The 23,481-nt window shown below is 38.1% G+C and carries 25 protein-coding genes; 12 read left to right on the top strand and 13 right to left on the bottom strand.

Features of this window, described 5'->3' with window-relative positions:
* Positions 1 to 20: 20 nt before the first annotated feature.
* The 6 genes from BHECKSOX2_RS07600 to BHECKSOX2_RS07575 all read left to right on the top strand — a co-directional run bounded on the left by BHECKSOX2_RS07600 (position 21) and on the right by BHECKSOX2_RS07575 (position 3,961).
* Positions 21 to 749 carry a DUF1538 domain-containing protein gene (locus BHECKSOX2_RS07600; RefSeq protein WP_090716707.1) on the top strand — a complete coding sequence of 243 codons (729 nt, stop codon included), beginning with the start codon at positions 21 to 23 and terminating at the stop codon, positions 747 to 749.
* Positions 743 to 1,483 carry a DUF1538 domain-containing protein gene (locus tag BHECKSOX2_RS07595; RefSeq protein ID WP_090716704.1) on the top strand — a complete coding sequence of 247 codons (741 nt, stop codon included), beginning with the start codon at positions 743 to 745 and terminating at the stop codon, positions 1,481 to 1,483. The genes BHECKSOX2_RS07600 and BHECKSOX2_RS07595 overlap by 7 nt, the downstream gene beginning before the upstream one ends.
* Positions 1,483 to 1,833: a P-II family nitrogen regulator gene (locus tag BHECKSOX2_RS07590; protein ID WP_139683094.1), complete on the top strand. Its 351-nt coding sequence runs from the start codon at positions 1,483 to 1,485 to the stop codon at positions 1,831 to 1,833. The genes BHECKSOX2_RS07595 and BHECKSOX2_RS07590 overlap by 1 nt, the downstream gene beginning before the upstream one ends.
* Positions 1,833 to 2,237: a CBS domain-containing protein gene (locus BHECKSOX2_RS07585; RefSeq protein ID WP_139683093.1), complete on the top strand. Its 405-nt coding sequence runs from the start codon at positions 1,833 to 1,835 to the stop codon at positions 2,235 to 2,237. The genes BHECKSOX2_RS07590 and BHECKSOX2_RS07585 overlap by 1 nt, the downstream gene beginning before the upstream one ends.
* A 109-nt stretch (positions 2,238 to 2,346) precedes the next feature.
* Entirely contained in the window at positions 2,347 to 2,952 is a 606-nt protein-coding gene (locus tag BHECKSOX2_RS07580; RefSeq protein WP_139683092.1) for a DUF302 domain-containing protein, read from the top strand.
* A 67-nt stretch (positions 2,953 to 3,019) separates the two neighbouring features.
* A complete protein-coding gene (locus BHECKSOX2_RS07575; RefSeq protein ID WP_139683091.1) occupies positions 3,020 to 3,961 on the top strand; it encodes an MBL fold metallo-hydrolase in 942 nt (313 codons plus the stop codon).
* Here the strand turns inward: BHECKSOX2_RS07575 and ppnP are convergent.
* On the bottom strand, positions 3,958 to 4,269 hold the full coding sequence (ppnP, locus tag BHECKSOX2_RS07570) for a pyrimidine/purine nucleoside phosphorylase (RefSeq protein ID WP_139683090.1): 312 nt from the start codon (positions 4,267 to 4,269) through the stop codon (positions 3,958 to 3,960). The two genes, BHECKSOX2_RS07575 and ppnP, sit on opposite strands and share 4 nt — an antisense overlap.
* An 8-nt stretch (positions 4,270 to 4,277) precedes the next feature.
* Complete coding sequence (locus BHECKSOX2_RS07565) at positions 4,278 to 5,606, bottom strand: leucyl aminopeptidase (RefSeq protein WP_139683089.1); 1,329 nt, start codon at positions 5,604 to 5,606, stop codon at positions 4,278 to 4,280.
* Positions 5,607 to 5,669: 63 nt separating this feature from the next.
* Between BHECKSOX2_RS07565 and BHECKSOX2_RS07560 the strand changes: the two genes are divergently transcribed.
* From BHECKSOX2_RS07560 to BHECKSOX2_RS07550, 3 genes are read left to right on the top strand one after another with little or no spacing between them, the layout of a single operon-like run.
* The gene (locus BHECKSOX2_RS07560) at positions 5,670 to 6,389 is read left to right on the top strand and encodes a DsbC family protein (RefSeq protein ID WP_090716688.1); all 720 of its coding nucleotides are present in this window, start codon (positions 5,670 to 5,672) and stop codon (positions 6,387 to 6,389) included.
* Positions 6,379 to 7,617, top strand: a complete 1,239-nt coding sequence (gene rsmB, locus BHECKSOX2_RS07555; protein ID WP_139683088.1) for a 16S rRNA (cytosine(967)-C(5))-methyltransferase RsmB — start codon at positions 6,379 to 6,381, stop codon at positions 7,615 to 7,617. Before BHECKSOX2_RS07560 ends, rsmB begins: the two co-directional genes overlap by 11 nt.
* Positions 7,571 to 7,858 (top strand): hypothetical protein, encoded by a 288-nt coding sequence (locus BHECKSOX2_RS07550; RefSeq protein WP_218973232.1) that lies wholly within the window; start codon positions 7,571 to 7,573, stop codon positions 7,856 to 7,858. The genes rsmB and BHECKSOX2_RS07550 overlap by 47 nt, the downstream gene beginning before the upstream one ends.
* A 16-nt stretch (positions 7,859 to 7,874) precedes the next feature.
* Here the strand turns inward: BHECKSOX2_RS07550 and BHECKSOX2_RS07545 are convergent, their stop codons facing one another.
* The 10 genes from BHECKSOX2_RS07545 to BHECKSOX2_RS07500 form a co-directional block, all read right to left on the bottom strand.
* Complete coding sequence (locus tag BHECKSOX2_RS07545) at positions 7,875 to 8,516, bottom strand: DUF799 domain-containing protein (protein WP_139683087.1); 642 nt, start codon at positions 8,514 to 8,516, stop codon at positions 7,875 to 7,877.
* Between the two features lie 2 nt (positions 8,517 to 8,518).
* On the bottom strand, positions 8,519 to 8,881 hold the full coding sequence (locus BHECKSOX2_RS07540; protein ID WP_139683086.1) for a DUF4810 domain-containing protein: 363 nt from the start codon (positions 8,879 to 8,881) through the stop codon (positions 8,519 to 8,521).
* 2 nt (positions 8,882 to 8,883) lie between these two features.
* Positions 8,884 to 9,558 (bottom strand): CsgG/HfaB family protein, encoded by a 675-nt coding sequence (locus BHECKSOX2_RS07535; RefSeq protein ID WP_139683085.1) that lies wholly within the window; start codon positions 9,556 to 9,558, stop codon positions 8,884 to 8,886.
* A gap of 254 nt (positions 9,559 to 9,812) precedes the next feature.
* Positions 9,813 to 12,149, bottom strand: a complete 2,337-nt coding sequence (lon, locus tag BHECKSOX2_RS07530; RefSeq protein ID WP_139683084.1) for an endopeptidase La — start codon at positions 12,147 to 12,149, stop codon at positions 9,813 to 9,815.
* Positions 12,122 to 13,438: a ribosome rescue GTPase HflX gene (hflX, locus tag BHECKSOX2_RS07525; RefSeq protein WP_090715105.1), complete on the bottom strand. Its 1,317-nt coding sequence runs from the start codon at positions 13,436 to 13,438 to the stop codon at positions 12,122 to 12,124. Before hflX ends, lon begins: the two co-directional genes overlap by 28 nt.
* 15 nt (positions 13,439 to 13,453) lie before the next feature.
* Entirely contained in the window at positions 13,454 to 14,728 is a 1,275-nt protein-coding gene (gene clpX, locus BHECKSOX2_RS07520; RefSeq protein WP_139683083.1) for an ATP-dependent Clp protease ATP-binding subunit ClpX, read from the bottom strand.
* 7 nt (positions 14,729 to 14,735) lie between these two features.
* Complete coding sequence (clpP, locus tag BHECKSOX2_RS07515; RefSeq protein WP_090715111.1) at positions 14,736 to 15,338, bottom strand: ATP-dependent Clp endopeptidase proteolytic subunit ClpP; 603 nt, start codon at positions 15,336 to 15,338, stop codon at positions 14,736 to 14,738.
* Positions 15,335 to 16,627, bottom strand: coding sequence for a trigger factor (gene tig / locus BHECKSOX2_RS07510; RefSeq protein ID WP_139683082.1), 1,293 nt, complete (start codon positions 16,625 to 16,627; stop codon positions 15,335 to 15,337). The genes clpP and tig overlap by 4 nt, the downstream gene beginning before the upstream one ends.
* A 115-nt stretch (positions 16,628 to 16,742) precedes the next feature.
* Positions 16,743 to 17,381, bottom strand: a complete 639-nt coding sequence (locus BHECKSOX2_RS07505) for a c-type cytochrome (protein WP_139683081.1) — start codon at positions 17,379 to 17,381, stop codon at positions 16,743 to 16,745.
* Positions 17,382 to 17,506: 125 nt separating this feature from the next.
* Positions 17,507 to 17,806: a c-type cytochrome gene (locus tag BHECKSOX2_RS07500; RefSeq protein WP_090715118.1), complete on the bottom strand. Its 300-nt coding sequence runs from the start codon at positions 17,804 to 17,806 to the stop codon at positions 17,507 to 17,509.
* Positions 17,807 to 17,884: 78 nt separating this feature from the next.
* On the opposite strand from BHECKSOX2_RS07500, the gene yihA reads away from it, so the two are divergent.
* The gene (yihA, locus tag BHECKSOX2_RS07495) at positions 17,885 to 18,484 is read left to right on the top strand and encodes a ribosome biogenesis GTP-binding protein YihA/YsxC (RefSeq protein ID WP_139683080.1); all 600 of its coding nucleotides are present in this window, start codon (positions 17,885 to 17,887) and stop codon (positions 18,482 to 18,484) included.
* An 80-nt stretch (positions 18,485 to 18,564) separates the two neighbouring features.
* Positions 18,565 to 21,039: a PD-(D/E)XK nuclease family protein gene (locus BHECKSOX2_RS07490; protein WP_139683079.1), complete on the top strand. Its 2,475-nt coding sequence runs from the start codon at positions 18,565 to 18,567 to the stop codon at positions 21,037 to 21,039.
* Here BHECKSOX2_RS07490 and BHECKSOX2_RS07485 read toward each other — a convergent pair.
* Positions 21,019 to 22,104, bottom strand: coding sequence for a tRNA nucleotidyltransferase/poly(A) polymerase-related protein (locus BHECKSOX2_RS07485; RefSeq protein WP_139683078.1), 1,086 nt, complete (start codon positions 22,102 to 22,104; stop codon positions 21,019 to 21,021). The genes BHECKSOX2_RS07490 and BHECKSOX2_RS07485 overlap by 21 nt on opposite strands.
* A gap of 78 nt (positions 22,105 to 22,182) precedes the next feature.
* Between BHECKSOX2_RS07485 and mpl the strand changes: the two genes are divergently transcribed.
* Positions 22,183 to 23,481: a UDP-N-acetylmuramate:L-alanyl-gamma-D-glutamyl-meso-diaminopimelate ligase gene (gene mpl / locus BHECKSOX2_RS07480; protein WP_139683077.1), complete on the top strand. Its 1,299-nt coding sequence runs from the start codon at positions 22,183 to 22,185 to the stop codon at positions 23,479 to 23,481.

Here is a 23,481-nt window from a genome sequence, read left to right as displayed (position 1 = left end):
TACATTATAATGAGACCTTCATGAAAAAAATACTCAAAGTATTTAGTCACAACTTATTAGACAGCGCCAAAGACTTGGCTCCGATTGTATTGGTAATTGGTTTTTTTCAACTCGTTGTGCTGCAACAAAACATTCCCAACCTTTTCGACATCGTTCTTGGCACAGGCTTTGTCCTATTGGGTTTAACTTTATTTGTCTATGGTTTAAATCTAGGGCTCTTTCCAATTGGTGAGGCTTTGGCATTTGCCTTTGTAAAAAAAGGCTCAATAATATGGTTACTGGTATTTTCCTTTGCACTCGGCTTTGGCACCACAGTAGCAGAACCCGCACTCATTGCAGTTGCCAATGAGGCTGCCAATGTAGCACAACTCGGTGGCTTAATAAAAGAAATAGAATTACAACCTTATGCACAAATGCTTCGCTATACAGTAGCAATATCAGTCGGATTCTCAGTGCTGTTGGGCGTATTGCGCATCATCAAGGGGTGGTCGCTAACCTACTTAATTATCGGTGGCTATTTAGGGGTTATTATTACCACCGCTTTTGCACCTGACAATATTATTGGTATCGCTTATGATTCTGGTGGCGTTACCACTAGTACTATTACTGTGCCACTGGTAACTGCATTGGGCGTTGGTTTAGCAAGTTCAATTCGTGGTAGAAATCCAATGACTGATGGCTTTGGTATGATTGCCATTGCCTCACTATTACCGATTATTGCTGTGATGATTTTTGGCATGCTATGGTAGATTTATTTCAACCCTTTGTTGACATGCTTTGGGATGTAGCCCCTATTGCTTTGGTATTATTTGGCTTTCAATTTCTTATCCTTAAACAGAAAATTCCGCATTTAAAGCAGGTCATTATTGGCTTTGTTTTGGTGTGGATTGGGCTGACTTTATTTATTGTTGGGCTGGAAAAAGCACTTTTTCCGCTTGGAAAACTCATGGCAGACCAGCTTACCAGTGTTGATTTTATTGGCACTAATACTAATTGGGGCAGTTACTATTGGGTGTATATTTTCGCCTTTGCCATTGGATTTGCCACCACCATTGCTGAGCCTTCACTCTTGGCTGTTGCCATCAAAGCCAATCAGGTATCGGGTGGTTTTATTAAAGTTTGGTCACTTCGTATTACCGTGGCACTCGGTGTTGCAGTGGGTATTTCGTTGGGCAGTTTCCGTATTGTAGCTGGGTTACCAATTCACTATTTTATTATTATGGGTTATGTGATTGTGTTAATACAAACCTATTTTGCGCCAAAAAATATCATTGCTTTGGCCTATGACACGGGCGGGGTAACCACTTCTACCGTTACTGTGCCTTTGGTTGCCGCCCTGGGTTTGGGTTTGGCAAGTACAATTGAGGGGAGAAACCCAATTATTGATGGCTTTGGACTGATTGCCTTTGCTTCATTATTCCCGATTATGAGTGTGCTGGCATATGCACAAATAACAGATTTTTTAAATAGGAGAAAAAAATAATGCACTTTAAACTGATTATTGCCTTTGTTGATAGCAACAAAACTGAATTAATCCTTGAAGCAGCTAGAGATAAGGGCGCTACAGGGTCAACCATCATCTCTCAAGCCCGAGGTGAGGGTTTGAAACACAACAAAACATTTCTAGGGCTCAACATTGAAACGCCAAGAGATGTACTATTACTACTCGTGGAGCAACACCTTTCTAGAAACATATTAGAAACCATTGCGCAAGCGGGAGATTTCGAATGCAATGCTCAAGAGGGCATCGCCTTTCAAATTGATGTAGAGGATGCACTTGGCGTGGTCCATCAGATTCAAGCACTAACACACACAGTAGAGGAGAAAATATAATGATAAATAATACAGCACCCACCTTAGTAAAAGATATTATGTGGACGCAAGTCGATATTGTCGATTCAAAATGCACCGTGCAAAATGCACTCAATGATATGCAACACAAAAAAACCAAAATGCTTTTGGTTGATAAATCTCATGATTATGATGAATATGGCGTAGTATTAATTGCCGATATCGCCTCTAAAGTTATTGCTAAAGACCGAGCGCTTGAGCGTGTTAATGTCTATGAAATCATGACCAAACCTGTTATTTCTGTCCATTCCGATATGGATATTCGTTATTGTGCTAGGCTATTGACTCGCCTTGGTTTATCTCGTTGTCCGGTGTTAGACAATGGAAAAATAGTGGGTGTGGTTAGCTTGACTAATATTGTGCTAAATGGCTTGCATGTAGTATAGTCCCAAGCATCATCTATATAAGAAAATTATCATATACTGATACATTTGCACTATATAAGCAAACTGTTAGAATGCATCATTGTTTTAACTTTTAATGAGAGGAAATAAGATGAATATAATTAAAAACATACTGATAGTTATCGGTGCAATCGCAACTTACTACATGGTGTCATTACAAGTGCAATACGGCGTAACCAGCAAAGTTATCAGCGAGATGATTTCACCAACGCTACACCCAGATGCAATGGAAAAAGTTTATATGCCAATGACCAACAAACTGCTTGATACTGGTGATATCACTATGGCCTCTGTCGTACGCATTCCAGTGGCTGATGACCTTTCAAACGAAGATATAGAAGAAGCAATGGAATCTGTTGCAATAGAAAGAAGTATTCGTTCGGTGGGTATGTTAGCACTTTCAGAAATGGTTGAATTACAAACGGGTGAAAAGCAGCGTTATTTAAAGATTTATCAATACTGCTCACCTAGAGTAGCGATGACAATGGTTGACCATTCAGATGCATTCTCAGCATATCTGCCTTGTCGTCTTGCAGTGATTGAAGACAAACAAGGGAAAAAATGGATTTACACCTTAGATATGGACCTTATGATTTATGGTGGTGCACCATTACCACCTGAATTACTCAAAAAAGCAATCGCAGTCCAAGCAACAATTGATGCTATTCAACAAGCCGGTGCAACAGGCGACTTCTAAAAAAGTCTGTGGTTATTTTAAAAACCGCTCTTTTGAGCGGTTTTTTATTGCTTAAAATAACACACTTATGAAACCCATTTACTTTGACCTTGATTTTGGCGTTACTTGTATTGACACACAGCATATACGCAATGATTTTGTTGCCGCTTATTTGATTGAAGACAATAAACGCGCCGCTTTTGTGGATACTGGCTGTTATCTGTCGGTACCGATGCTACTTGCAACACTTGATGAAAAAAACATTAAACGAGAAAATGTCGATTACATTATTCTAACCCATATTCATCTTGACCACGCAGGTGGTGCAGGTGAGTTAATCAAGTACCTACCCAATGCTAAAATCATTGTACATGAATACGGTGCAAACCACTTAATTGACCCATCAAAATTACGCTCTGGGGTGATTAAGGTATATGGTGAATTGTTCTTCAAGCAATGCTTAGGCGATTTAATCCCAGTACCTAAAGATAAAATTACCATTGCAAAAGACTTTGATAGCATCACACTTGGAGAGCGTACACTAAAATTCATTGACACCCCTGGTCATGCTAGACACCACATATGTATTTGGGATGAAAAATCCCGTGGCATTTTCTCTGGTGATACCTTGGGTGTAAGTTACAGAGAGCTTGACACCACGCAAGGAGAGTTAATTTTCCCGCCAACGACACCAATTCAATTTGACCCCGATGCCTGGAAAAATACCCTTAAACAACTGATGGAATTGCAACCAAAATACGCTTACTTAACGCATTTTAACCGCATCGAATTCACACAAAAATCTGCTGATATGTTAGTAGCGCATATTGATGGCTTTACTAATATTGCTAAACAAATGCAGGGCCATGTAAATCGCCATAAAGCCATTAAACAAGCTTTGCTTGAGTACTTATTAGAGATTGCTAAGCAACATGGTGTTGTCTTAGATGAAACTCAACAAATTAAGGTTTTTAAAGGTGACTTAGAAATCTGCGCTCAAGGCTTAGGTGTTTGGCTTGATAAAAGTTAATAGTAAGAACAGCAATAATCAAGCACTTCTTTTACTTTAAGCTTAAAGCTAGCATTTTTTGGCACTTCAAATGAAGTGCCTTTGGTAAAAGTTTGCCATTTACTTTCATTAGGCAATAACACATCTACCTCACCCGCTTGAATTTCCACCAATTCATTATCATCGGTATCAAACTCATAATCACCCACCATCATAATACCTAAAGTCTTCTTGCTACCATCGGAAAACTCAATAGTACGACTATTCACCTTGCCATCAAAATAAATATTGGCAGCTTTAACAACGCTTACATTTTCAAAACTTGACATAATTCTTCTTAAATTTGATTCAAAATATATTGTGTTAATAATGGCACTGGCCTACCTGTTGCACCTTTTTTGGCGCCACTTACCCATGCAGTACCTGCGATATCTAGGTGTGCCCAACGATAATCTTTGGTAAATCTAGACAAAAAACAAGCAGCGATGACACTACCTGCCTTACCTCCCCCACACACGCCAATATTACCCATATCGGCAAAATTTGATTGGAGTAATTCATCATATTCATCGTCAAGTGGCAACTGCCACGCTGTGTCTATCGCACTCTTGCCTGCCTCAATCAAATCATCAGCCAAGCTCTGGTCATTCGCCATCACACCTGAGTGATGCTTGCCTAATGCCATAATTACCGCCCCTGTTAAAGTTGCAACATCAATCACCACTGCTGGGTCAAATTTTTGCGCGTAAGTTAGTGCATCGCACAAAATTAAACGCCCTTCAGCATCGGTATTGAGAATTTCAATGGTTTGCCCTGACATTGATTTCACCACATCGCCTGGTTTTGATGCATTGTGTGCTGGCATGTTCTCAACCGCTGGCACCACAATGGTTAAATTAACTTTAAGTTTCATCTCAGCTACCGCACGCATCGCCCCAAGTACAGAAGCTGCACCGCACATATCGTATTTCATTTCATCCATGCCTGCACCAGGCTTAAGAGAAATACCACCACTATCAAAAGTCACACCCTTACCCACCAAAACAATCGGTTTGGCGTTACCCTTACCTTGGTAACTTAGGCTAATCAATTTTGGCGGCTCAATTGAACCCTTGGAAACCGACAACAACGAACCCATACCAAGTGCCAACATATCGGATTCTTCCAGCACTTCACATTTAAGCCTAAATTCTTTTGCCAACTCCTGCGCTGTTTGTGCTAAATAAGTGGGTGTACAGATATTAGAAGGCATATCACCCAATGTACGAGCAAGCGCCATACCATTGACAGTTGCCAACGCCTTATCAATACTACTTTGCTTACCACTCTCAAAGGTGACGCCTTGCAATGCATTTTCCTTAGGCGTCTCTGCATCAATTTTTTGCACTTGATAGTCATTATTCGCTATCGCTTGAGTGACAATATAAACAAAATCATCAGCTTCAACAGAGATAAGCACAGGTAAAAACAACGCTTTTAAATTGAACTGATTGGCAGTATTTGCCAAAGTCGTTGCCAACTTTTGTAGCATTTTCCCATTAGGTGCTTGCTCTCCTAGTCCAATTTTTAGTTTATTAGCGCCCTCAAATTCCACCTTGTTCAATTTAAGCGTCTTATCAAAAACGACTTGTGCTTCTGTGGTAAATTTATTAATTTTAAATTTCATTATTATTACAATCCATTCTTATAAAATGCGTATAATTTTATCATTTCCACACCCCGCCATTGTATGTTTAAATTATTATTCGTTGTTTCACTCCTAATTACTAATATTTCTTTTGCCAATAAGGCTGATATCGCAAATGGACTCAACCGTTTTTTTGGGGAAGTTAAACACAAAGATATTATGAAAACACCCTTTAACGGCGTGTATGAAGTCATTCTCCACAACCCCATTGATTCAATACTTGTTTCAGCTGACGGAAAATACTTAATTAAAGGCGATGTCCTTAATTTAGAAACGCTTGCTCCCTTAAAGTCTAGCACTCGTGTTAATGCACTCAAACAATCTTTAATTAATGCCATTGCTGACAAGGATAAGGTTATCTATCCAGCAAACAATGAAAAATATAGTGTCCATGTATTTACTGATGTTGATTGCCCATTTTGTAAAAGACTCCACGCACAGGTCCCCAAGATGAATGAACTGGGTATTACAGTAAAATATCTTGCTTCACCACTGGCATCGCTACACCCGGCAGCACAAGGAAAAATGGAAAAAATCTGGTGTGCAAAAGACAAGCTCAAGGCAATGAATGACTACAAAACCAAGAATATCGTACCTAACTCAAGCGACTGCGCTAATCCTGTTGCACAGCAATTGCAACTATCACAGCAACTAGGCGTACAGGGTACACCCGCTATTTTTCTATCTGATGGCACGCATATTCCAGGTTACTTACCTGCCACTAAACTCTTGAAAATAATCAAACAAACGCTTGGAGAGTAGCACTCGAGTACTCGCTTTAAAGGCGATTATTTGGGTTGTTTTAGAAAAAAAATCACTTTCTGCTTTTGCTTATCCGCAAGATGTTAGTCCACTAACAAAGTCTTTGGTTTTTGGCACCATTCGTTTTTATCATCAACTCAATGACATTGTTTCTGGGTTGTTAAAGCATTCACTTGAAAAAGAAGACTTAGACATCCATTGTCTAATGTTACTCGGTGCTTATCAAATACTTCATTCTAATATTGCACAGCACGCCAGTATTTATGAGACTGTTGATATTGCTGATGGGCTTGATAAGCCTTGGGCAAAAAAATTAGTCAATGCCATCCTTAGGCAAATCCAGCGTGATAAAGATAAAATTTTAACGCAAACGCATCACTCACACCCAACTTGGCTGTTAAAAAAAATCAAACAAACTTACCCTGATAATTTTGAGCAAATATTTATCCAAAATAACACCCAAGCACCCATGACACTTCGCTTGCATCCACAGCATAATATTGACACACATCTTGATGCCACCAACATTAAAGTCGCACCACAGGCACGACTATTAAATCAAGCCGTTAATGTTTATCACCTTCAAAATTTCGATAAAGGCTCATGTTTTGTACAAGATGCTTCAGCGCAATTAGCTGCACCACTATTAAATCCAAAAAACACTGACTTAATTTTAGATGCCTGCTGTGCACCAGGTGGAAAGACCACACACTTAAGTGAGCTAGCACCCCTATCTAAGATTATTGCATTAGACAGTGACGCTGATAGACTTAAACGCGTGCAAGAAAACATTGAGCGGTTTAGTATTAAAAATATCACGCTTTTTCAAGGAAAAGCACAAACACAAGATTGGTGGGATGGCCAACATTTTGACAAAATTTTACTTGATGCACCCTGTTCAGCCACTGGCGTTATTCGTCGTCATCCTGATATCAAATTACTACGCAAACCCAAAGATATTAGCGCCTTGGTTACTTTACAAAAAGACATTCTCAATAATTTATGGACAATGCTTAAGCCAGGTGGAACATTGCTCTATGCCACTTGCTCCATCCTAAAAAGTGAAAATGAAGAGCAAATTGCGCAGTTTTTACAAAACCACTCAGATGATGCAATAGAGGAGAAAATCACGCTTGATTGGGGGCTTGAAACCACTCATGGCAAACAGCAAATACCCTGTTATGAGTTTGATGGCTTCTATTACGCCATACTCAAAAAAATGGTGTAGAATAATTTTATACCTTTTATTTGAAGGATATTTTTATATAACTCTTGAGGGTAAAAAAATACCACTAAGCATTACTACCTTAATACTGTTAACACTAAATGTTGGAGCAACTAATCCAAAATATGTCGTTCAAGTCAACACGGATAATGCCAGAATACAAAAAATTACACTCAATAATGCAGTTAACTTACAAAAGCACTATGGCGGTGAAGGCAAGCTAGATATTGAAATTGACTTTTAAACCCTTTTAGAGGGCTCTATTTAGGAACTTTGTAAGGTCCATCAAGCAATCCTCGCTCTTTATTATTAATGGCAATAATATTGGCAAGCATTGCTGTCTCATGAGATCTGTCAATTGAAGATTCCATAACTTGAGAAACTACTGCATTTATTAACATTCCTGCAAGAGAGCCGCCACCATCGCCAGAATTCTTACTAGCAAAAGCGGTTGACTCCCACAAAACAACACCTGTTTTAACATCAACCAACTTAAGTCTGGCTGCAATTTCGGTCACAGAAGAAAACACTAAGAACTTCTGACCCCATTCCTCAATGGTAATATATAGTACTGCGTCAGCGCCAATATGCTTGTCAATCTTATCCAAAGAAATATTGTTCATTTCTGCAGGCGTTGGAAGACCATTTTCTTTTAAAAACCTATCAATTACCGCAACAGGTAAAACATAATAACCTTTTTCTGCTAGCGGTCTGGTCAATGTAGACAAGTAAATATAAGGCGCATTAACTTCAATAGAATTATTATTTGGAGGAATAATAACAATTGACCTGGGCTTACTTTTCTTGAATGCTGTATAGTCATAAGGCTCTACAGTTTGACAACCAGAGATAAATGTAGCAAATATCGCCACTAAGCTTATTCTTTGAAATAATCTATTCATTATTAGTTTCCTTGATTTTCCTTAACGCGATTAAGCATACCGTCAATTAATATGCTAGATTCTGGAAATAAACTCTTTTCTTGTAAAAATGCAGCCCTAGATTGTTCACGCTTTCCTTGTTCGGCATATAGCACACCTAAGTGTGCATAAATACCTGGTGCAATTTTTTTGCCACTAGCTTCAGTTTTCTGCAAATCAACATTCAATTTTTCAATTTGTGTCTGCACATCCATCGAACCTGGATCAACATAAGACTGACGCACAACACTCTCGTATTCACCCCAATAATACAAACTATTGTTAGAGACACAGCCACTCAACAATACTGCATTAATTGACAATACGATTAAATATTTATGAAACATAATTACGGGTTAACCTTCCAAGTGCCATTCTGTATGTCGCTAACCATGTTGTTAACCGACTCCATAATGGCTAAATTAAGTACTTTTCCATTTAATGTTGCGTCGTATCCAGCGGTGCTGCCAAAACCAAGCATTTCCTCGTGGTTTAATGCGTATTCACCTGCGCCCTGTGTGGAGTAAACAATTTGAGAAGTTAAAACATCAACAATATTTAAAGAAACTTTTGCATAAGCAGTTTGTTTCTTTGCTGATCCCAAGATGCCAAACAACATTTTTTGTCCCGTTACTTTACGACCAAACTCGGTAACATTTCCCGTTACAGCATAACGCGCACCTTTAATATTTTGCTTAAGGTTTAATCGCTTTGCTTCTTGTGTATTGCCCGTTAAATTTTGGCGATCCATTACATTAAAATAATTACTTTGTTGCAAATGTGTTTTAAGAATGGTTTTTGATTGATTGCCTAATTTGTCTGAATTAGAAGAAAACAAACCACGCATATAGTCAGAGCGATTTTGAAAAACGCCAATAGCGATATCTACACGAACACCGTTATACTTCTGTTGAGAAGAATTAACACGCTCTGACACAATAGTCCTATGGGTCTCCTGAGCAGCACACCCGAATAAATTGAGTAGAACTGTTGAAATAATAACAAAATTTAACTTACTCTTCATAAAATAACTCCTGACAATACAATTAGAAGTGATGATTTTAACAGAAAGATATAGCTATGTATTGACAATGCTTGCATGGTACACAATTAAGTTTTTACAGTAAATAGCTAAAGATTGATTGAATATAGATAAACTATGCAACTAAGAGAGACCTTTGCATAAATAGGAACAATCATCAGAAACCCACTTTTTGCCAATCATCCCTATTTATGCAAAAGTCTCTAAGAATATTTAATCATTTAACAAAGAAAAAATTATTTTTCTAAAGCAATATCTAACACTTCATCAATCCACTTAACTTTAATCACATTAAGTTTGCCTTTGATTTTTTCAGGCACTTCGGAGAGCTCTCGTTCGTTATCATTAGGAATAATAACAGTTTTGATACCGCCACGCAATGCTGCAAGCATTTTTTCTTTTAAGCCACCGATTGGTGTAATTTCTCCCCGAAGGGTGATTTCACCTGTCATTGCTACATCGGCTTTGACTTTTCGACCTGTTAGTACTGACACTAATGCAGTGCACATTGCTGCACCCGCACTTGGCCCGTCTTTTGGGGTAGAACCATCAGGAACATGGATGTGAATATCTAATTTTTCTTGGAAATCATTAGCAATTTTAAGCGCCTTTGCACGAGTGCGAGTAACACTCATTGCTGCTTGAATAGATTCCTTCATTACATCACCAAGTTGACCCGTATAGTTAAGTTTCCCCTTGCCTTTATAAGCAGCAGCCTCAATCGTTAGTAAGTCACCGCCTACTGATGTCCACGCCAAACCTGTCACTTCACCAACTTGACTTTTTTCTTCTGCTAAGCCAAAGCGATGTTTGCGTACACCAAGATACTTTTCTAATGTTTTATCGCTAATCATAGCTTTGGTTTTGCGTTTTTTTAATACTACTTCTTTGACCACTTTACGACAAATGGTGCTGATAGTTCTGCTCAAACCACGCACACCTGCTTCACGCGTATAGTAACGAATAATGTCAAGAATGGCTGAGTCCTTGAATGAGATTTCACTGTCCTTAATGCCGTTGTTTTCCATTGCTTTTTTAATTAAATGACGCTTAGCAATCTGCAGTTTTTCATCTTCGGTGTAACCAGCCAATTCAATAATTTCCATTCTGTCTAATAACGGCTGTGGCAGGTCTAGTGAATTGGCTGTTGCTACAAACATCACTTGCGAAAGGTCGTAATCAACTTCTAAATAATGATCATTAAAGGTGTGATTTTGCTCAGGGTCTAACACCTCCAACATTGCTGAAGAAGGGTCACCCCGATAATCAGATGCCATTTTTTCAATTTCATCTAATAAAAAAAGTGGGTTTTTAACCTTAATTTTTTGCATTTTTTGGATAATAGAGCCTGGCATTGCGCCAATATAAGTACGCCTATGTCCACGAATTTCCGCTTCATCTCTGACACCGCCAAGTGCCATACGCACATACTTACGATTAACCGCTTTAGCAATTGACTCGCCAAGAGAGGTTTTGCCTACACCTGGGGGGCCTACTAAGCATAAAATATTAGCCTTATTATGAGTAACGCGTGTTTGCACTGCAAGATGCTCTAAAATACGCTCTTTCACCTTGTTTAAGCCGTAATGGTCATCATCTAAGATTTGCTGTGCTTTCGCTAAATCCTTATTGATATGTGTTTGTTTTTTCCATGGTACATCGCATAAATTTTCAATATAAGTACGGATAATTGACGCATCGGAAGATTGTGATGACATACGCGAGAGTTTTTTTAGCTCAGACTCTGCTTTTTCCTTAGCAGCTTTTGGCATTTTTGCTTTTTTAATGCTTGCCTGTAAATCTTCAATTTCATCTTCGTCTTCTGCCTGACCCAATTCCTTTTGAATAGATTTCATTTGCTCATTCAAATAATAATCTCTTTGATTGGATTCCATTTGCTTACGCACGCGTGATTGGATTTTTTTCTCAGTGCCTAAAACATCAATCTCCCCTTGGATCACTGATAAGATTTTATCCAGTCGCGTTTGTGCATTAATACCACTTAAAAGTTCTTGTTTTTCAGAAGTTTTAAGCGATAAGTTGGCAATAATAATATCGCTAAAACGCTCAACATCACTCACTTCTTTCAACATACCAAGCACTTCTTCAGGAATTTTTTTATTAAGCTTGATATAGGATTCAAAGCTTTCTAATGCTAAGCGCATCATTGCTTTAATTTCAGTGTCTTGAGTCGATTCTAGTACAAATTCGCTAACTTTAACTTCGGTGTAATCATCTGCCTTAGAGAATTCTTCAATCTTGGCACGCTTCACGCCTTCAACCAACACTTTAATAGTGCCATCAGGTAATTTAAGCATTTGCAAAATCGTCGATAAAGTACCAACACTATGCAAGTCTTCATTCTTTGGGTTCTCAGTTTTTTCATCTTTTTGTGCAACTAAGAATATATATTTATTCGTACCCATCGCTTGAGTAATTGCATTAACAGAGCTTTTTCTACCGACAAAAAGCGGCATCACCGTATGCGGAAAAACCACCACATCTCGTAGAGGTAATAACGGCACCAATTCCTGCTCAAGATCAATTACTTCTGCTGTGACTTCTGTTCCCATAATAGTGTTACACCTTTTAAACTTAATAACTTAGATAGATAGTGATGAGTGACATTAATTTCAAGTACCCATTGTCCAAAATCATTCACTTTTTCATTGTGGATGTATCCAATATTATGAATTTCGCTTCGAATATAGGCACTGGTCACATCAAGTTGTATTTTAGCATGTGTCATCATACCACTGAGTTGCTCTGCTAATGCTTGATAAAGAAAATCAATACCATCACCAGACTGTGCTGAAATCCATACACGGAAAATTCTACCCTCTTTGTCCCTATCAAATCTTGGTTTGAAATCTGTTAAACAATCAATTTTGTTCATTACCAAAATACTCGGGACTTTGTTAGCCTCAATATCAAAAATAATATCTTGTACTTGTTCAATTTTTTCTAGATTATATTCATCAGCCGCATCAACAATATGCAGTAACACATTAGCGCGCCGAGTTTCCTCCAAAGTTGATTTAAAGGCAGCCACTAAATCATGTGGTAGATCTTGAATGAAACCCACTGTATCGGCAATGACTGCCTCTCCAGAGGCAGGCAATATCACCCGCCTAATAGTAGCATCAAGCGTGGCAAATAATTGATCATCGGCAAATACTTCTGCCTGCGTCAAAGTGTTAAACAGTGTTGATTTACCAGCATTGGTGTAGCCCGCCAAAGCAATCATTGGCAACTCATTTTTAAGGCGTGCTTTTCTGCCTAAATCGCGTTGTTTATGGACTTTTTCTAAACGCTTGCTAATATTTTTAATACGAATGGCAATCAAGCGTTTGTCCGTTTCTAATTGCGTTTCACCTGGACCTCGAAGACCAATACCACCTTTTTGTCGCTCAAGGTGTGTCCAACCTCTAACTAATCGTGTGGACAGGTGTCTAAGTTGTGCCAATTCTACCTGCAATTTCCCCTCAAATGAGCGCGCCCTAAGTGAGAAAATATCCAAAATTAAACCTGTTCGGTCCATTACTTGACACTCTAATTGTTTCTCAAGATTGCGCTCTTGTGAAGGTGACAACTCTGAGGAAAAAATAACCAAATCTAAATTCGTGTCTTTAACCAGCTCTACTATTTCTTCTACTTTACCCGAACCAATAAAATATTTGGCATTCACATTATTGCGAGAGATTTTTAGATTCTGCACAACATTCAGTCCAGAGGATTTTGCCAATTCATCAAACTCATCTGAGCCGTTTTGGATATGTCGATTAGTGGGGAGTTCTATATAGACTAACAGTGTTCGCTCGCCTTGTCCAACTGCATTTTTTTGACGGTCAAATAATTCCAAGAGCTTTCATGGTAACTAAGAGGCTTTTTTACTTTTGTTAATGGTTTTTTGTTTCTTGGCTATTTTATACACCATCAATGGCGATTTCTTCTTCTCAACTACGGCCTTATCAATTACAACTTCTTTTATATCGCTGAGTGATGGCAGTTCAAACATTGTATCTAATAACATATCTTCCAAAATAGAGCGCAATCCTCTGGCACCAGTTTTACGCTTAATGGCTAACTTAGCAATCGCCGACAAGGCTGGTTTTCTAAAACTTAATTTAACACCTTCCATCGCAAAAATTTCTTGAAATTGTTTAACCACTGAATTTTTTGGCTTGGTTAAAATTTGAATAAGCGCATCTTCATCTAACTCACTAAGTGCTGTTTGCACCGGAAGACGGCCAACTAATTCTGGGATTAAACCATATCCAATCAAGTCTTCTGGCTCAATAAGGTTGAATAATTCTGTTAAATTTTTCTCTTCGCTTAAATCTTTAACATCTGCAGAAAAACCAATACCTGTGGCTTTTTCTACACGCCTACCAATAACTTTATCCAAACCATCAAAAGCACCACCACAAATAAATAAAATCTTTGAAGTATCTACATCAATGGTTTCTTGATTTGGGTGTTTACGACCCCCTTGTGGTGGCACTGATGCTATAGTGCCTTCAATCAACTTCAACATTGCTTGTTGCACACCTTCGCCAGAAACATCGCGAGTAATTGAAGGGGAATCTGAACGCCTAGAGATTTTATCAATTTCATCAATAAAAATAATACCATGCTCAGCACGCTGCGCATCAAAATCACATTTTGACAACAAACTCTTAATCACATTCTCAACATCATCACCCACATAACCTGCTTCAGTCAAAGTCGTTGCATCTGCCACGGTAAATGGCACATCCAAAAGTCGTGCCAATGTTTGTGCTAATAATGTTTTGCCTGAACCTGTTGGTCCAATCATTAGAATATTGGATTTATCCAATTCTACATTATTTGAGATGTAGCCACTCTGCAAACGCTTGTAGTGGTTGTAAACAGCAACTGATAAAACTTTCTTTGCATGCTCCTGACCAATCACATACTCGTTTAAAAAATCACGCAATTGCTTGGGTGTGTAGTCCCAATCTTGATAAGTATCGTCAATTTCTTCTAGTGCTTGTTCTTCAAGCAAACCATAGCACGATTCAATACACTCGTTGCAGATATAGACGCCAGGACCTGCAATAAGGCGGCCGACTTCAGATTTTGCTTTGCCGCAAAATGAACAGTGGAGTACTTCTGGATTTTCTGCCATAATAAATCTAATTGTTACGCTGTTTTAACACTTTATCAATCAAACCATATTTAGCCGCTTCATCAGCCGACATAAAGTTATCTCTATCGGTATCTTTTTGAATGGCTTTAAGAGATTGACCTGTGTGTGATTCAAGAATAGCATTAAGTTTTTCCCTAACTTTAAGAATTTCTTGTGCGTGAATATCAATATCGCTTGCCTGACCAGAAAAACCACCCAATGGCTGATGAATCATACATCTGGCATTTGGCAATGCATAACGCTTATCCTTAGCACCAGCAGTCAATAACAAAGCACCCATACTTGCCGCTTGACCAATACACAATGTTGAAATATCAGGCTTAATAAACTGCATAGTATCATAAATTGCCAAACCTGCAGAAACTGAACCACCTGGGGAATTGATATATAAGTGAATGTCTTTATCAGGATTTTCAGATTCTAAAAACAGCATTTGTGCAACAATGACATTAGCCATATAATCTTCAACTGGACCCACCATAAAAATAACACGCTCTTTTAAAAGACGCGAATAAATATCATAAGCGCGCTCGCCCCGAGCAGATTGCTCAATGACCATTGGTATTTGATTTAGATTTTCTATCATTATTGTTGTGTCACTTCTTCGAATGTCTTTTTCTGAATGGTAACTTTGGCACTTTCTAAAATCAAATCTTGTACCATTTGTTCCACCACCATCAACTCAATTGTTGCCAATCTAGAAGGCTCAGCATTATAGTAATCTAACATCTGTTGAGCTTCACCGCTATAAGCTGTTGCCATTTCATTAAGTTTTGTATCAATTTGTTCTTTACTAGCGTTGAATTTATTATCACTAGAAATTTGATCAACCAATAGACCTAACTTAACACGACGCTGCGCTTCAGGATTAAAAGCAGAAGCAGGCATATTGCCTTGAGAAGGCATACCTTGTTGTTGTAAACGCTGTTCCATTTCTTGTTTTAAACTTTGCGCTTCATTGTTAATACTTTCTTGTGGCACTTCAAAGTCATTCGCCTCTAATAATGCACCAAATAAATCGTCTTTATTTTGATTGTTCAAACGATTATCAAGTTCAACTTGCATTTGCGCTTTCATGCTCTTTTTCAAGTCATCTATATCTTTTTCACCGAATCTCTTTGCAAACTCATCATCTAATTTTGGTGATTGAGGGGCGGCTACTTCTTTTATTTCAACTTCAAAAACGACATCTTTGCCTGCCAGTTGAGGCGCATGGTATTCTTTTGGGAAAGTTAAATTCAAAGTTACTGACTTTTCAGCGGCAACATCCAAAAGCCCATCTTCAAAACCAGCAATCATTGAGCCTTTGCCCAATACCATTTTGAAATCACTAGCAACACCACCTTCAAATACTTCGCCATCAAGCATGCCTTTAAAATCAATGGTAACTTGGTCGCCCTCTTTAGACTTGCGTTTAACTGATTTATACTCAGTTGCCTGCTCGCTCAAACCTTTCAAAGTTTTTTCTTCATCTGCCTTGGTAATTTTAACTTCTGTTTGTACAATTTTTAATTTAGAAAAATCAGCGACTTTAATTTCTGGAAAAACTTCGAATGTCACCGTGTAAGAAAAAGTATCCTTATTCTCTGTATCAATCTTAGTAATCGCTGGTCGTGAAGCAGGTGTTACTTTTGCATCTGCCAAGGCTTCGGTCAAAGTATCATTGACAATTTCATTGACTGCATCTGAGCTAGCCTGACCACCAAACTGTTTGCGCATAATAGATAAAGGAACCTTACCCTTTCTAAACCCATCAACGCTTACTTTAGATGCCATGCCTCTAAGAACTTGGTCTGTTTTTTGTTTAAAGATATCAATAGATAGCTCAACTGTTAATGCTCTTTTTAGACCCTCTAATTTTTCTAGTGAAGTTTTCATTGCTTGTAAATCCGATTCTATACTTAAAAAGGAGTAAATTATACCCGACAGGATAGCATTTTAATAGACAATAAAAAAGGCAGTAAATACTGCCTTTTGCGGCAATATTTAAGTTTTACAAACCAGAAATATAAGCGGAAACCGCGTCAATCTCTGCGTTAGTCAGACTCTTAGTAAAGTTAATCATCATGCCTTCATAATCGTTAGTTCTACTAGGCTCAACTGCACCCGTTTGTGCATTGATTGAATGCTGGCGGAAAGCTTTAAGCTGCTTAACAGTATACATTGAATGCTGTGATGCTAATGCTGGGAAACCTGCTGATGGGATGCCTTTACCTGCTGGCCCATGACACGCAATACAAGCGGTCACATCTGTTGCTTTCTTGCCACCACGATAGATTTTTTGACCAAGTGCTAGATTAGCACCTTGCATAACCACACCTTTAGAAACTTTTTGAATAGCGTAATATGCCGCTAAATCAGCCATATCTGCATCTGTTAATGGTGTAACTAAAGTCGCCATTATGCTATCAATACGAGCACCTGATTTAAAGTCTTTAAGTTGTTTTAACAAGTAGCCTTCGTTTTGTCCGGACAACTTTGGAAAAGTAGGTGCTAATGAATTACCATCTACACCATGACAACCCACACAACTTACTGCTTTAGTTTGGCCTTTTGTTGCATCGCCTGCAGCAAAAGTATATGTTGAGATTAAAGCCAATACAACGGTAAAAATTAGCGCTAATTTGTTCATGAGATTTTCCTTTTTTTTGCAAAAAAATAAGCCGATATTATACCTAAATAAATAGGGCTAATATCGGCTCATCATAATATAGAATTTAATGCTTATATTCTATATTGAAGTGGCATATGCCAGTTTTACTGCTTAGCTAACCAATCAGCAATTTCTTGCTCTTTACCTTTAGCTAATGCTGCCATTGAACTCATTGTTGGGTCTTTGCGTGCACCAGATTGAAAATCTTTCAATTGTTTAACAATATAGGATGCCTGTTGTCCAGCAAGGTGAGGGTAAATTGGAATTGCTGATTTACCATTAGCACCATGACACGCAGCACAGCCACCAGCAGCATAAGCTGCCTTGCCATCTGCTTGAACCAAAGAACTCATTGATATTACTGTAGCCGCTATTACTAAAACTTTTTTTCCTGTTGAAAACATACTGTGCTCCTTAAATTTTTAAAATATATAATGGTAACTTTATCACCATCAGGCGGAATTATACCTTTTCTAAACTAAATGAGCAATATTTATCATCAAGCAAAATTTTTACTCTCTTGTCCATCACTCAAAGGGTGCCCAGAAGACCAAGGCTATGAAGTGGTTTTTGCTGGACGCTCTAACGCTGGAAAATCAAGCGCTATCAACACCATTACTTTGCAAAAAAAATTAGCAAAAGTATCTCGTACACCCGGCAGAACGCAGCATTTGGTATTTTTTGAATTGGACGAAAATCATCGTTTGGTAGACCTACCTGGCTATGGTTATGCTAAAGTACCTGAGCATATCAAACAACAATGGCAAAAAGATATGGGTGAATATTTTGCACAACGCCAATGCTTAGTAGGTGCAGTGTTAGTGATGGATGCGCGTCGTCCACTAACAAAGTTTGATCAAATGATGTTGGATTGGTGTGTTGGTGCAAACTTACCCACACAAATCATCCTAACCAAATCTGACAAACTCAAAAAAGGCGCTGCCAAGAATTCATTGCTTAAAGTCAAACGCGAAGTTGAACAATATCCTTATGTTGATGTGCAATTATTTTCCAGTTTAAAAAAACAAGGCTTAGAGGCGTTAGGCTCAAGACTTAATACATTTTTTGGGTATGTATCATAATTCAGAAATAAAAAATATTCTTTTTAAGATTTCATTGAAAAGTGTAAACCTAACGCATTCTGCTGCATCCTTTACTTCTAATGTGGCTTAACACAAATACAACAAAAGTTACTAAGGGTGATATTGTTATCTTGGCAAACAATCGCCAAGTGTTAGCGTTTAAAAAAACTTGGGGTGTGCAAAAAGGCAATTCTGCTCTACCAAAAATCCTATCTTGGTGCCAATACTTACAAGAAACTTGGCAATCGCTTGAAGCCAATACAAAAAAACGCTTAATTTCAAATATTGAATCTCGCACATTAATTAAGCAATCAATACAAAAATCAGGGCAAAAAGTTGATAATCGCTTACTAGATGAAGTCATAAAAAATAACAATTATTGTGATGCCCATCTCATTGATTACATGCAATTATCAAAATTAGGTGTTGAAAATTACAAGCTGTTTGCCACTTGGCTGAAGGATTATCAAAAGACCAAATCAGCCCACAACTTATTGGATACCAACGACTTATCTGCGTTAATTATTGCACATAATACCAATCTAGCAAAACCTTATATTTATGGCTTTAAAACACTCACACCCGTGCAATCGTTATTACTTGATAAGACTGGCTATCAAGTGCTTAAATCTGAACAAAAAAACACACAAAGCAACCATCAAGTTTTTCAAACTACCCAAGATGAACTCTTATCTGCTGCCCATTGGGCAAAGGATTTGAATGCGCAATATCCAAATAAACACATTGCCATTATTTGTCCAACATTGAACAATGACCATTATCAAATTCAATCTGTTTTTGACCGAGTATTTGCCAATACACTAATGGAAACTGGGCAAAAATCTTATAATATTTCCCTGGGTTTTCCATTAACTGAATATCCGTTGATTCGCCATATTCTGACACTATTGGAACTCTGTCAGCAATTGAAAAGTAATCGCATCAAGACTGAAACTTTTAACACTGTTATCACTTCGCCTTATATTGCCCACGCACAAAAAGAACGATCAGCTCGTGCTTTATTAGTTAACCGCACCTTAGATTTTTCAAAAACACATTTTAAATTTTCCCATTTAGAAAAACACCTAAATAACACACCGCAGATAAAAACATTGCTTGAAGCAACAATAGCACAATCAACAAAAAGACAACAAACACATGATGCGTGGTTATTAGATTTTAATACCTACTTACAAATTTGGGGTTTCGCTACTGATAGAACATTATCCAGCACCGAATATCAATTATTCAACAAATATCAAAGTGCCTCTTCTGGACTTAATCAACTGGCACAAATAAATACTCAAGTTGGTGCCGCTCATGCCATTAAGGATTTGAAAGATTGGCTCTCACAAGTTGTTTTTCAAGCACAATCTGCCAAAACCCCAATTCAAATATTAGGCAGTTTAGAAGCAGAAGGCTTGTACTTTGATGCCGCTTGGGTACTGGGGATGACGGATGAATTTTTACCTGCCACGCTCAATGTGCCGCGTTTTATTCCTAGTGATATTGCTGTAACACACCAAATTCCACGAACAAGTTTTGAATTAATTGCTAAAGATGCACAAGACACGCTCAATAACCTTGTTAATCTGTCTACTGAGGTTATTTTCTCCTACGCCAAAGTACACTTGAGTAGCGAACAGCGACCGTCCCCTCTGTTAACATTTAATCATGAAACACCAATACTCACACATGACTATCAAAACATAGTATTGGAAACTGTGGATGATGCAAAAGCCAATCCATTGAAACACGCACAAGTGCGTGGCGGTGTAAGTATCTTGAAGAATCAAATGGCATGTGCCTTTAGTGGCTTTGCACGCCGATTAAACATTCAATCATTTAATGACCCGCATATTGGTCTAAACAGAATGGAGCAAGGCAATATTATTCACACCACCTTACAATACTTTTATCAAGAAATTACCTCGCAAGATAAACTGTTATCGCTCAGTAAAGATAAATTAGATGTGTTAATTAAAGAAAAAATAAACACGGCAATCAAATATTACAATGATACTGGCTTTAAAGAAAACGAAAAAATAAGAATCTCGAAAATTATTCATCAGTTTATTGAAATCGAAAAACAAAGGCATCCGTTCACCGTATTATCAACCGAACAAAGTGTTAATGTTAATATTGCTGGACTTAAATTCAACACCCGTCTAGATAGACTTGATGAGACAAAAGGGGGTAATAAGATTATTTTTGATTATAAAATTGGAAACCCTTCTATTAGTAACTGGTGTGGCGAAGCAATCAAAGAGCCACAACTGCCTATCTACGCTATCAGTAATGCCGCCCAAGGCGCAGCATTCATTCAACTAAACGCCAATAAAGTTAGCATTAAAGGCTTATCAAAAAACAAAGATTCATTACCCAAGCAATCTGCTAGAAATTCCTGCAAAGAATGGGATGAGCAAGTTATCATTTGGGGGGAAATACTAAACACTGCCAGTCAAGATTTTCAACAGGGCAAGACACAAGTTTTGCCAAATAAAACCGCTTGTCAATATTGCGAATTTGATTCGCTATGTCGCGTTGAGAAATGACTCAATAACGCGTTGTTTCTCTATTTGAATCTCAGCGCCAATATTCTCTTTATTCAACTGAGAGATATCAATCATATTTAGCAAGCCTCTGAGTTCAATAATACGACTAACATCAATACCCAATAACTCAAAAGTTGCCAGTAATTCTGCAAATCGATCTTGTCGCCTAAGCGCATCAGTTTTGGTAAAAAAGTTAAACACTTCATTGCTAGATTGGTTATCAAAGCTTGTGGCAAACTGATAAGTTTTATGCACCAGTTTTGCCAGCTGTTCGTATTTTTTTGGACACTTGATATTATTGCATAACTCAGTGATTGCCTCTGTCTTTTCATCTTTTAGCCATATGGCAAACTTGATATGCATCGCATCAGTTGCTAAATTATCTAAAATCTCAAATGGGTTTTCGTGACTTTGTTTATCACGAGATTTAAGCGTAGCAAAAACTCTGTCATAAGCACCACAAGCCAACAACACTTTAAAAAATGCTGATGGCGTTTCGTAAGATAGGGATTTTTCTAATTCTTTAAAAACTCGCTCAGGGGTGAGCGCATCCACCTCACCAGAGCTCACCATTTGTTTCATTAACTGATGCGTTGCATGCGCCACTTTAAAGCCAAATTTTTTAAACCGTGCGGCAAAACGAGCAACACGCAACACACGCACAGGGTCTTCGCTAAACGCATCAGATACATGTCTAAGTAAACCATTGTCTAAATCTTCTTGTCCATTGAATAGGTCAACCAAATCACCATCTTTTGTTTGAGCAATGGCATTAATGGTTAAATCTCGACGAGATAAATCTTGCTCAAGGGTGACAGTTTTAGAAGTATCAAATTCAAAACCTTTATAACCTTTGCTAATTTTTCGCTCAACTCTAGCAAGTGCATATTCCTCTTGTGTGCCAGGGTGTAGAAATACAGGAAAGGATTGCCCCACTTGGCGATAACCCAAGTCCAACATTTCATCGGGAGACGAGTCAACTACCACCCAATCTTTTTCGGTTTTTTCATCAGCAATGCCCAATAATTGGTCTCGCACAGCACCACCAACCAAGTATATTTTCATAGTTGTTACAAACTAAAATAAATAAACATATAATACACGAATGACCTTATTTAAAGAACAATAGCCCTCACTAAGTAAATGCACATTCATATTTTAGGTGTCGCTGGCACTTTTATGGGCTCACTCGCCTTAATTGCCAAACAACTTGGACACAGTGTTACTGGACAAGACCAAGGTGTTTACCCACCAATGAGCACTCAGCTTGATAAACAAAGTGTCAGTTACACACAGGGCTATCACGCTAAAGACTTACCCAAGGCTGATGTCTATATTGTTGGCAATGCCTTATCGCGTGGCAATGAATGTGTGGAAGAAATTTTAAACAAACAATACACCTACACTTCAGGGGCGCAGTGGCTTAGTGAAAATGTATTACGCGACAAATGGGTGCTTGCTATTAGTGGTACGCATGGAAAAACTACCACTGCCAGTATGTTGGCTTGGATTTTAGAAATCACAGGCTACAACCCAAATTTCTTAATCGGTGGTGTGGTTGAAGGCTTTGGTGTGTCATCACGACTGACTGACTCTGACTTCTTTGTGATTGAAGCCGATGAATATGACACTGCCTTTTTTGACAAACGCTCAAAGTTTGTGCATTACCGTCCTAAAACTTTGGTGATTAATAATCTTGAGTTTGATCACGCTGATATCTTTGATTCTCTCAAAGACATTCAAAAACAATTCCATCATCTGCTTCGCACCATACCAAATGATGGACTCATTGTCCATCCACAAAATGTATCAGCGATTGAACAAGTCATTGAAATGGGACTATACTCAGAACAACAAACCCTACCAACTTCCAAATTGGAAATCAGTGATATTGGCACTACCTTTGATGTTGAAAATAACACAGTTGACTGGAATCTGTTGGGTGAGCACAATATGCAAAATGGACTTTGTGCTATTTATGCTGCACACCATATTGGCGTGACAATTAAAACTGCTTGCGAGGCACTGAATACATTCCAAGGGGTGAAGCGTCGTTTAGAAATCAAATACCAAACCGATAATATCACGCTATATGATGATTTTGCTCATCACCCAACCGCTATTCAAACCACACTTAGTGGTTTGCGTGCCAAAGTCGGCAATAAAAACATCGTTGCAATTTTAGAACTGCGCTCTAACACAATGAAATCTGGCGTGCATCAACAAAGTTTAGTTGACGCTCTAAGTGAAGCCAATCAAATATTAATTCTAAAACCAGAAAATCAAGATTGGGATATTAATGCCTTATTCAGCAAAGATAGTTTATTTGTCTGTGTTGAGGACATTGTTGCCGAACTCGGCCGCATCCAACAAGGACATTTTGTCGTTATGTCCAACGGTGGTTTTAATGATATTTTTAACAAAATCATCGCCAAATTATAA

It is taken from the genome of thiotrophic endosymbiont of Bathymodiolus puteoserpentis (Logatchev) (assembly GCF_900127505.1).
Classification (GTDB): domain Bacteria; phylum Pseudomonadota; class Gammaproteobacteria; order PS1; family Pseudothioglobaceae; genus Thiodubiliella.
Note: the sequence above shows the minus strand (reverse complement) of the source record. Positions and strands in the feature narration are given on the sequence as shown.

What these genes read in the sequence shown, in the direction of transcription:
- BHECKSOX2_RS07600 (WP_090716707.1), top strand. Translation starts at nt 21, where the DNA reads ATGAAAAAAATACTCAAAGTATTTAGTCACAACTTATTAGACAGCGCC.
- BHECKSOX2_RS07595 (WP_090716704.1), top strand. Translation starts at nt 743, where the DNA reads ATGGTAGATTTATTTCAACCCTTTGTTGACATGCTTTGGGATGTAGCC.
- BHECKSOX2_RS07590 (WP_139683094.1), top strand. Translation starts at nt 1,483, where the DNA reads ATGCACTTTAAACTGATTATTGCCTTTGTTGATAGCAACAAAACTGAA.
- BHECKSOX2_RS07585 (WP_139683093.1), top strand. Translation starts at nt 1,833, where the DNA reads ATGATAAATAATACAGCACCCACCTTAGTAAAAGATATTATGTGGACG.
- BHECKSOX2_RS07580 (WP_139683092.1), top strand. Translation starts at nt 2,347, where the DNA reads ATGAATATAATTAAAAACATACTGATAGTTATCGGTGCAATCGCAACT.
- BHECKSOX2_RS07575 (WP_139683091.1), top strand. Translation starts at nt 3,020, where the DNA reads ATGAAACCCATTTACTTTGACCTTGATTTTGGCGTTACTTGTATTGAC.
- ppnP (WP_139683090.1), bottom strand. Translation starts at nt 4,269, where the DNA reads ATGTCAAGTTTTGAAAATGTAAGCGTTGTTAAAGCTGCCAATATTTAT.
- BHECKSOX2_RS07565 (WP_139683089.1), bottom strand. Translation starts at nt 5,606, where the DNA reads ATGAAATTTAAAATTAATAAATTTACCACAGAAGCACAAGTCGTTTTT.
- BHECKSOX2_RS07560 (WP_090716688.1), top strand. Translation starts at nt 5,670, where the DNA reads ATGTTTAAATTATTATTCGTTGTTTCACTCCTAATTACTAATATTTCT.
- BHECKSOX2_RS07550 (WP_218973232.1), top strand. Translation starts at nt 7,571, where the DNA reads ATGAGTTTGATGGCTTCTATTACGCCATACTCAAAAAAATGGTGTAGA.
- BHECKSOX2_RS07545 (WP_139683087.1), bottom strand. Translation starts at nt 8,516, where the DNA reads ATGAATAGATTATTTCAAAGAATAAGCTTAGTGGCGATATTTGCTACA.
- BHECKSOX2_RS07540 (WP_139683086.1), bottom strand. Translation starts at nt 8,881, where the DNA reads ATGTTTCATAAATATTTAATCGTATTGTCAATTAATGCAGTATTGTTG.
- BHECKSOX2_RS07535 (WP_139683085.1), bottom strand. Translation starts at nt 9,558, where the DNA reads ATGAAGAGTAAGTTAAATTTTGTTATTATTTCAACAGTTCTACTCAAT.
- lon (WP_139683084.1), bottom strand. Translation starts at nt 12,149, where the DNA reads ATGGGAACAGAAGTCACAGCAGAAGTAATTGATCTTGAGCAGGAATTG.
- clpX (WP_139683083.1), bottom strand. Translation starts at nt 14,728, where the DNA reads ATGGCAGAAAATCCAGAAGTACTCCACTGTTCATTTTGCGGCAAAGCA.
- tig (WP_139683082.1), bottom strand. Translation starts at nt 16,627, where the DNA reads ATGAAAACTTCACTAGAAAAATTAGAGGGTCTAAAAAGAGCATTAACA.
- BHECKSOX2_RS07505 (WP_139683081.1), bottom strand. Translation starts at nt 17,381, where the DNA reads ATGAACAAATTAGCGCTAATTTTTACCGTTGTATTGGCTTTAATCTCA.
- BHECKSOX2_RS07500 (WP_090715118.1), bottom strand. Translation starts at nt 17,806, where the DNA reads ATGTTTTCAACAGGAAAAAAAGTTTTAGTAATAGCGGCTACAGTAATA.
- yihA (WP_139683080.1), top strand. Translation starts at nt 17,885, where the DNA reads ATGAGCAATATTTATCATCAAGCAAAATTTTTACTCTCTTGTCCATCA.
- BHECKSOX2_RS07490 (WP_139683079.1), top strand. Translation starts at nt 18,565, where the DNA reads ATGTGGCTTAACACAAATACAACAAAAGTTACTAAGGGTGATATTGTT.
- BHECKSOX2_RS07485 (WP_139683078.1), bottom strand. Translation starts at nt 22,104, where the DNA reads ATGAAAATATACTTGGTTGGTGGTGCTGTGCGAGACCAATTATTGGGC.
- mpl (WP_139683077.1), top strand. Translation starts at nt 22,183, where the DNA reads ATGCACATTCATATTTTAGGTGTCGCTGGCACTTTTATGGGCTCACTC.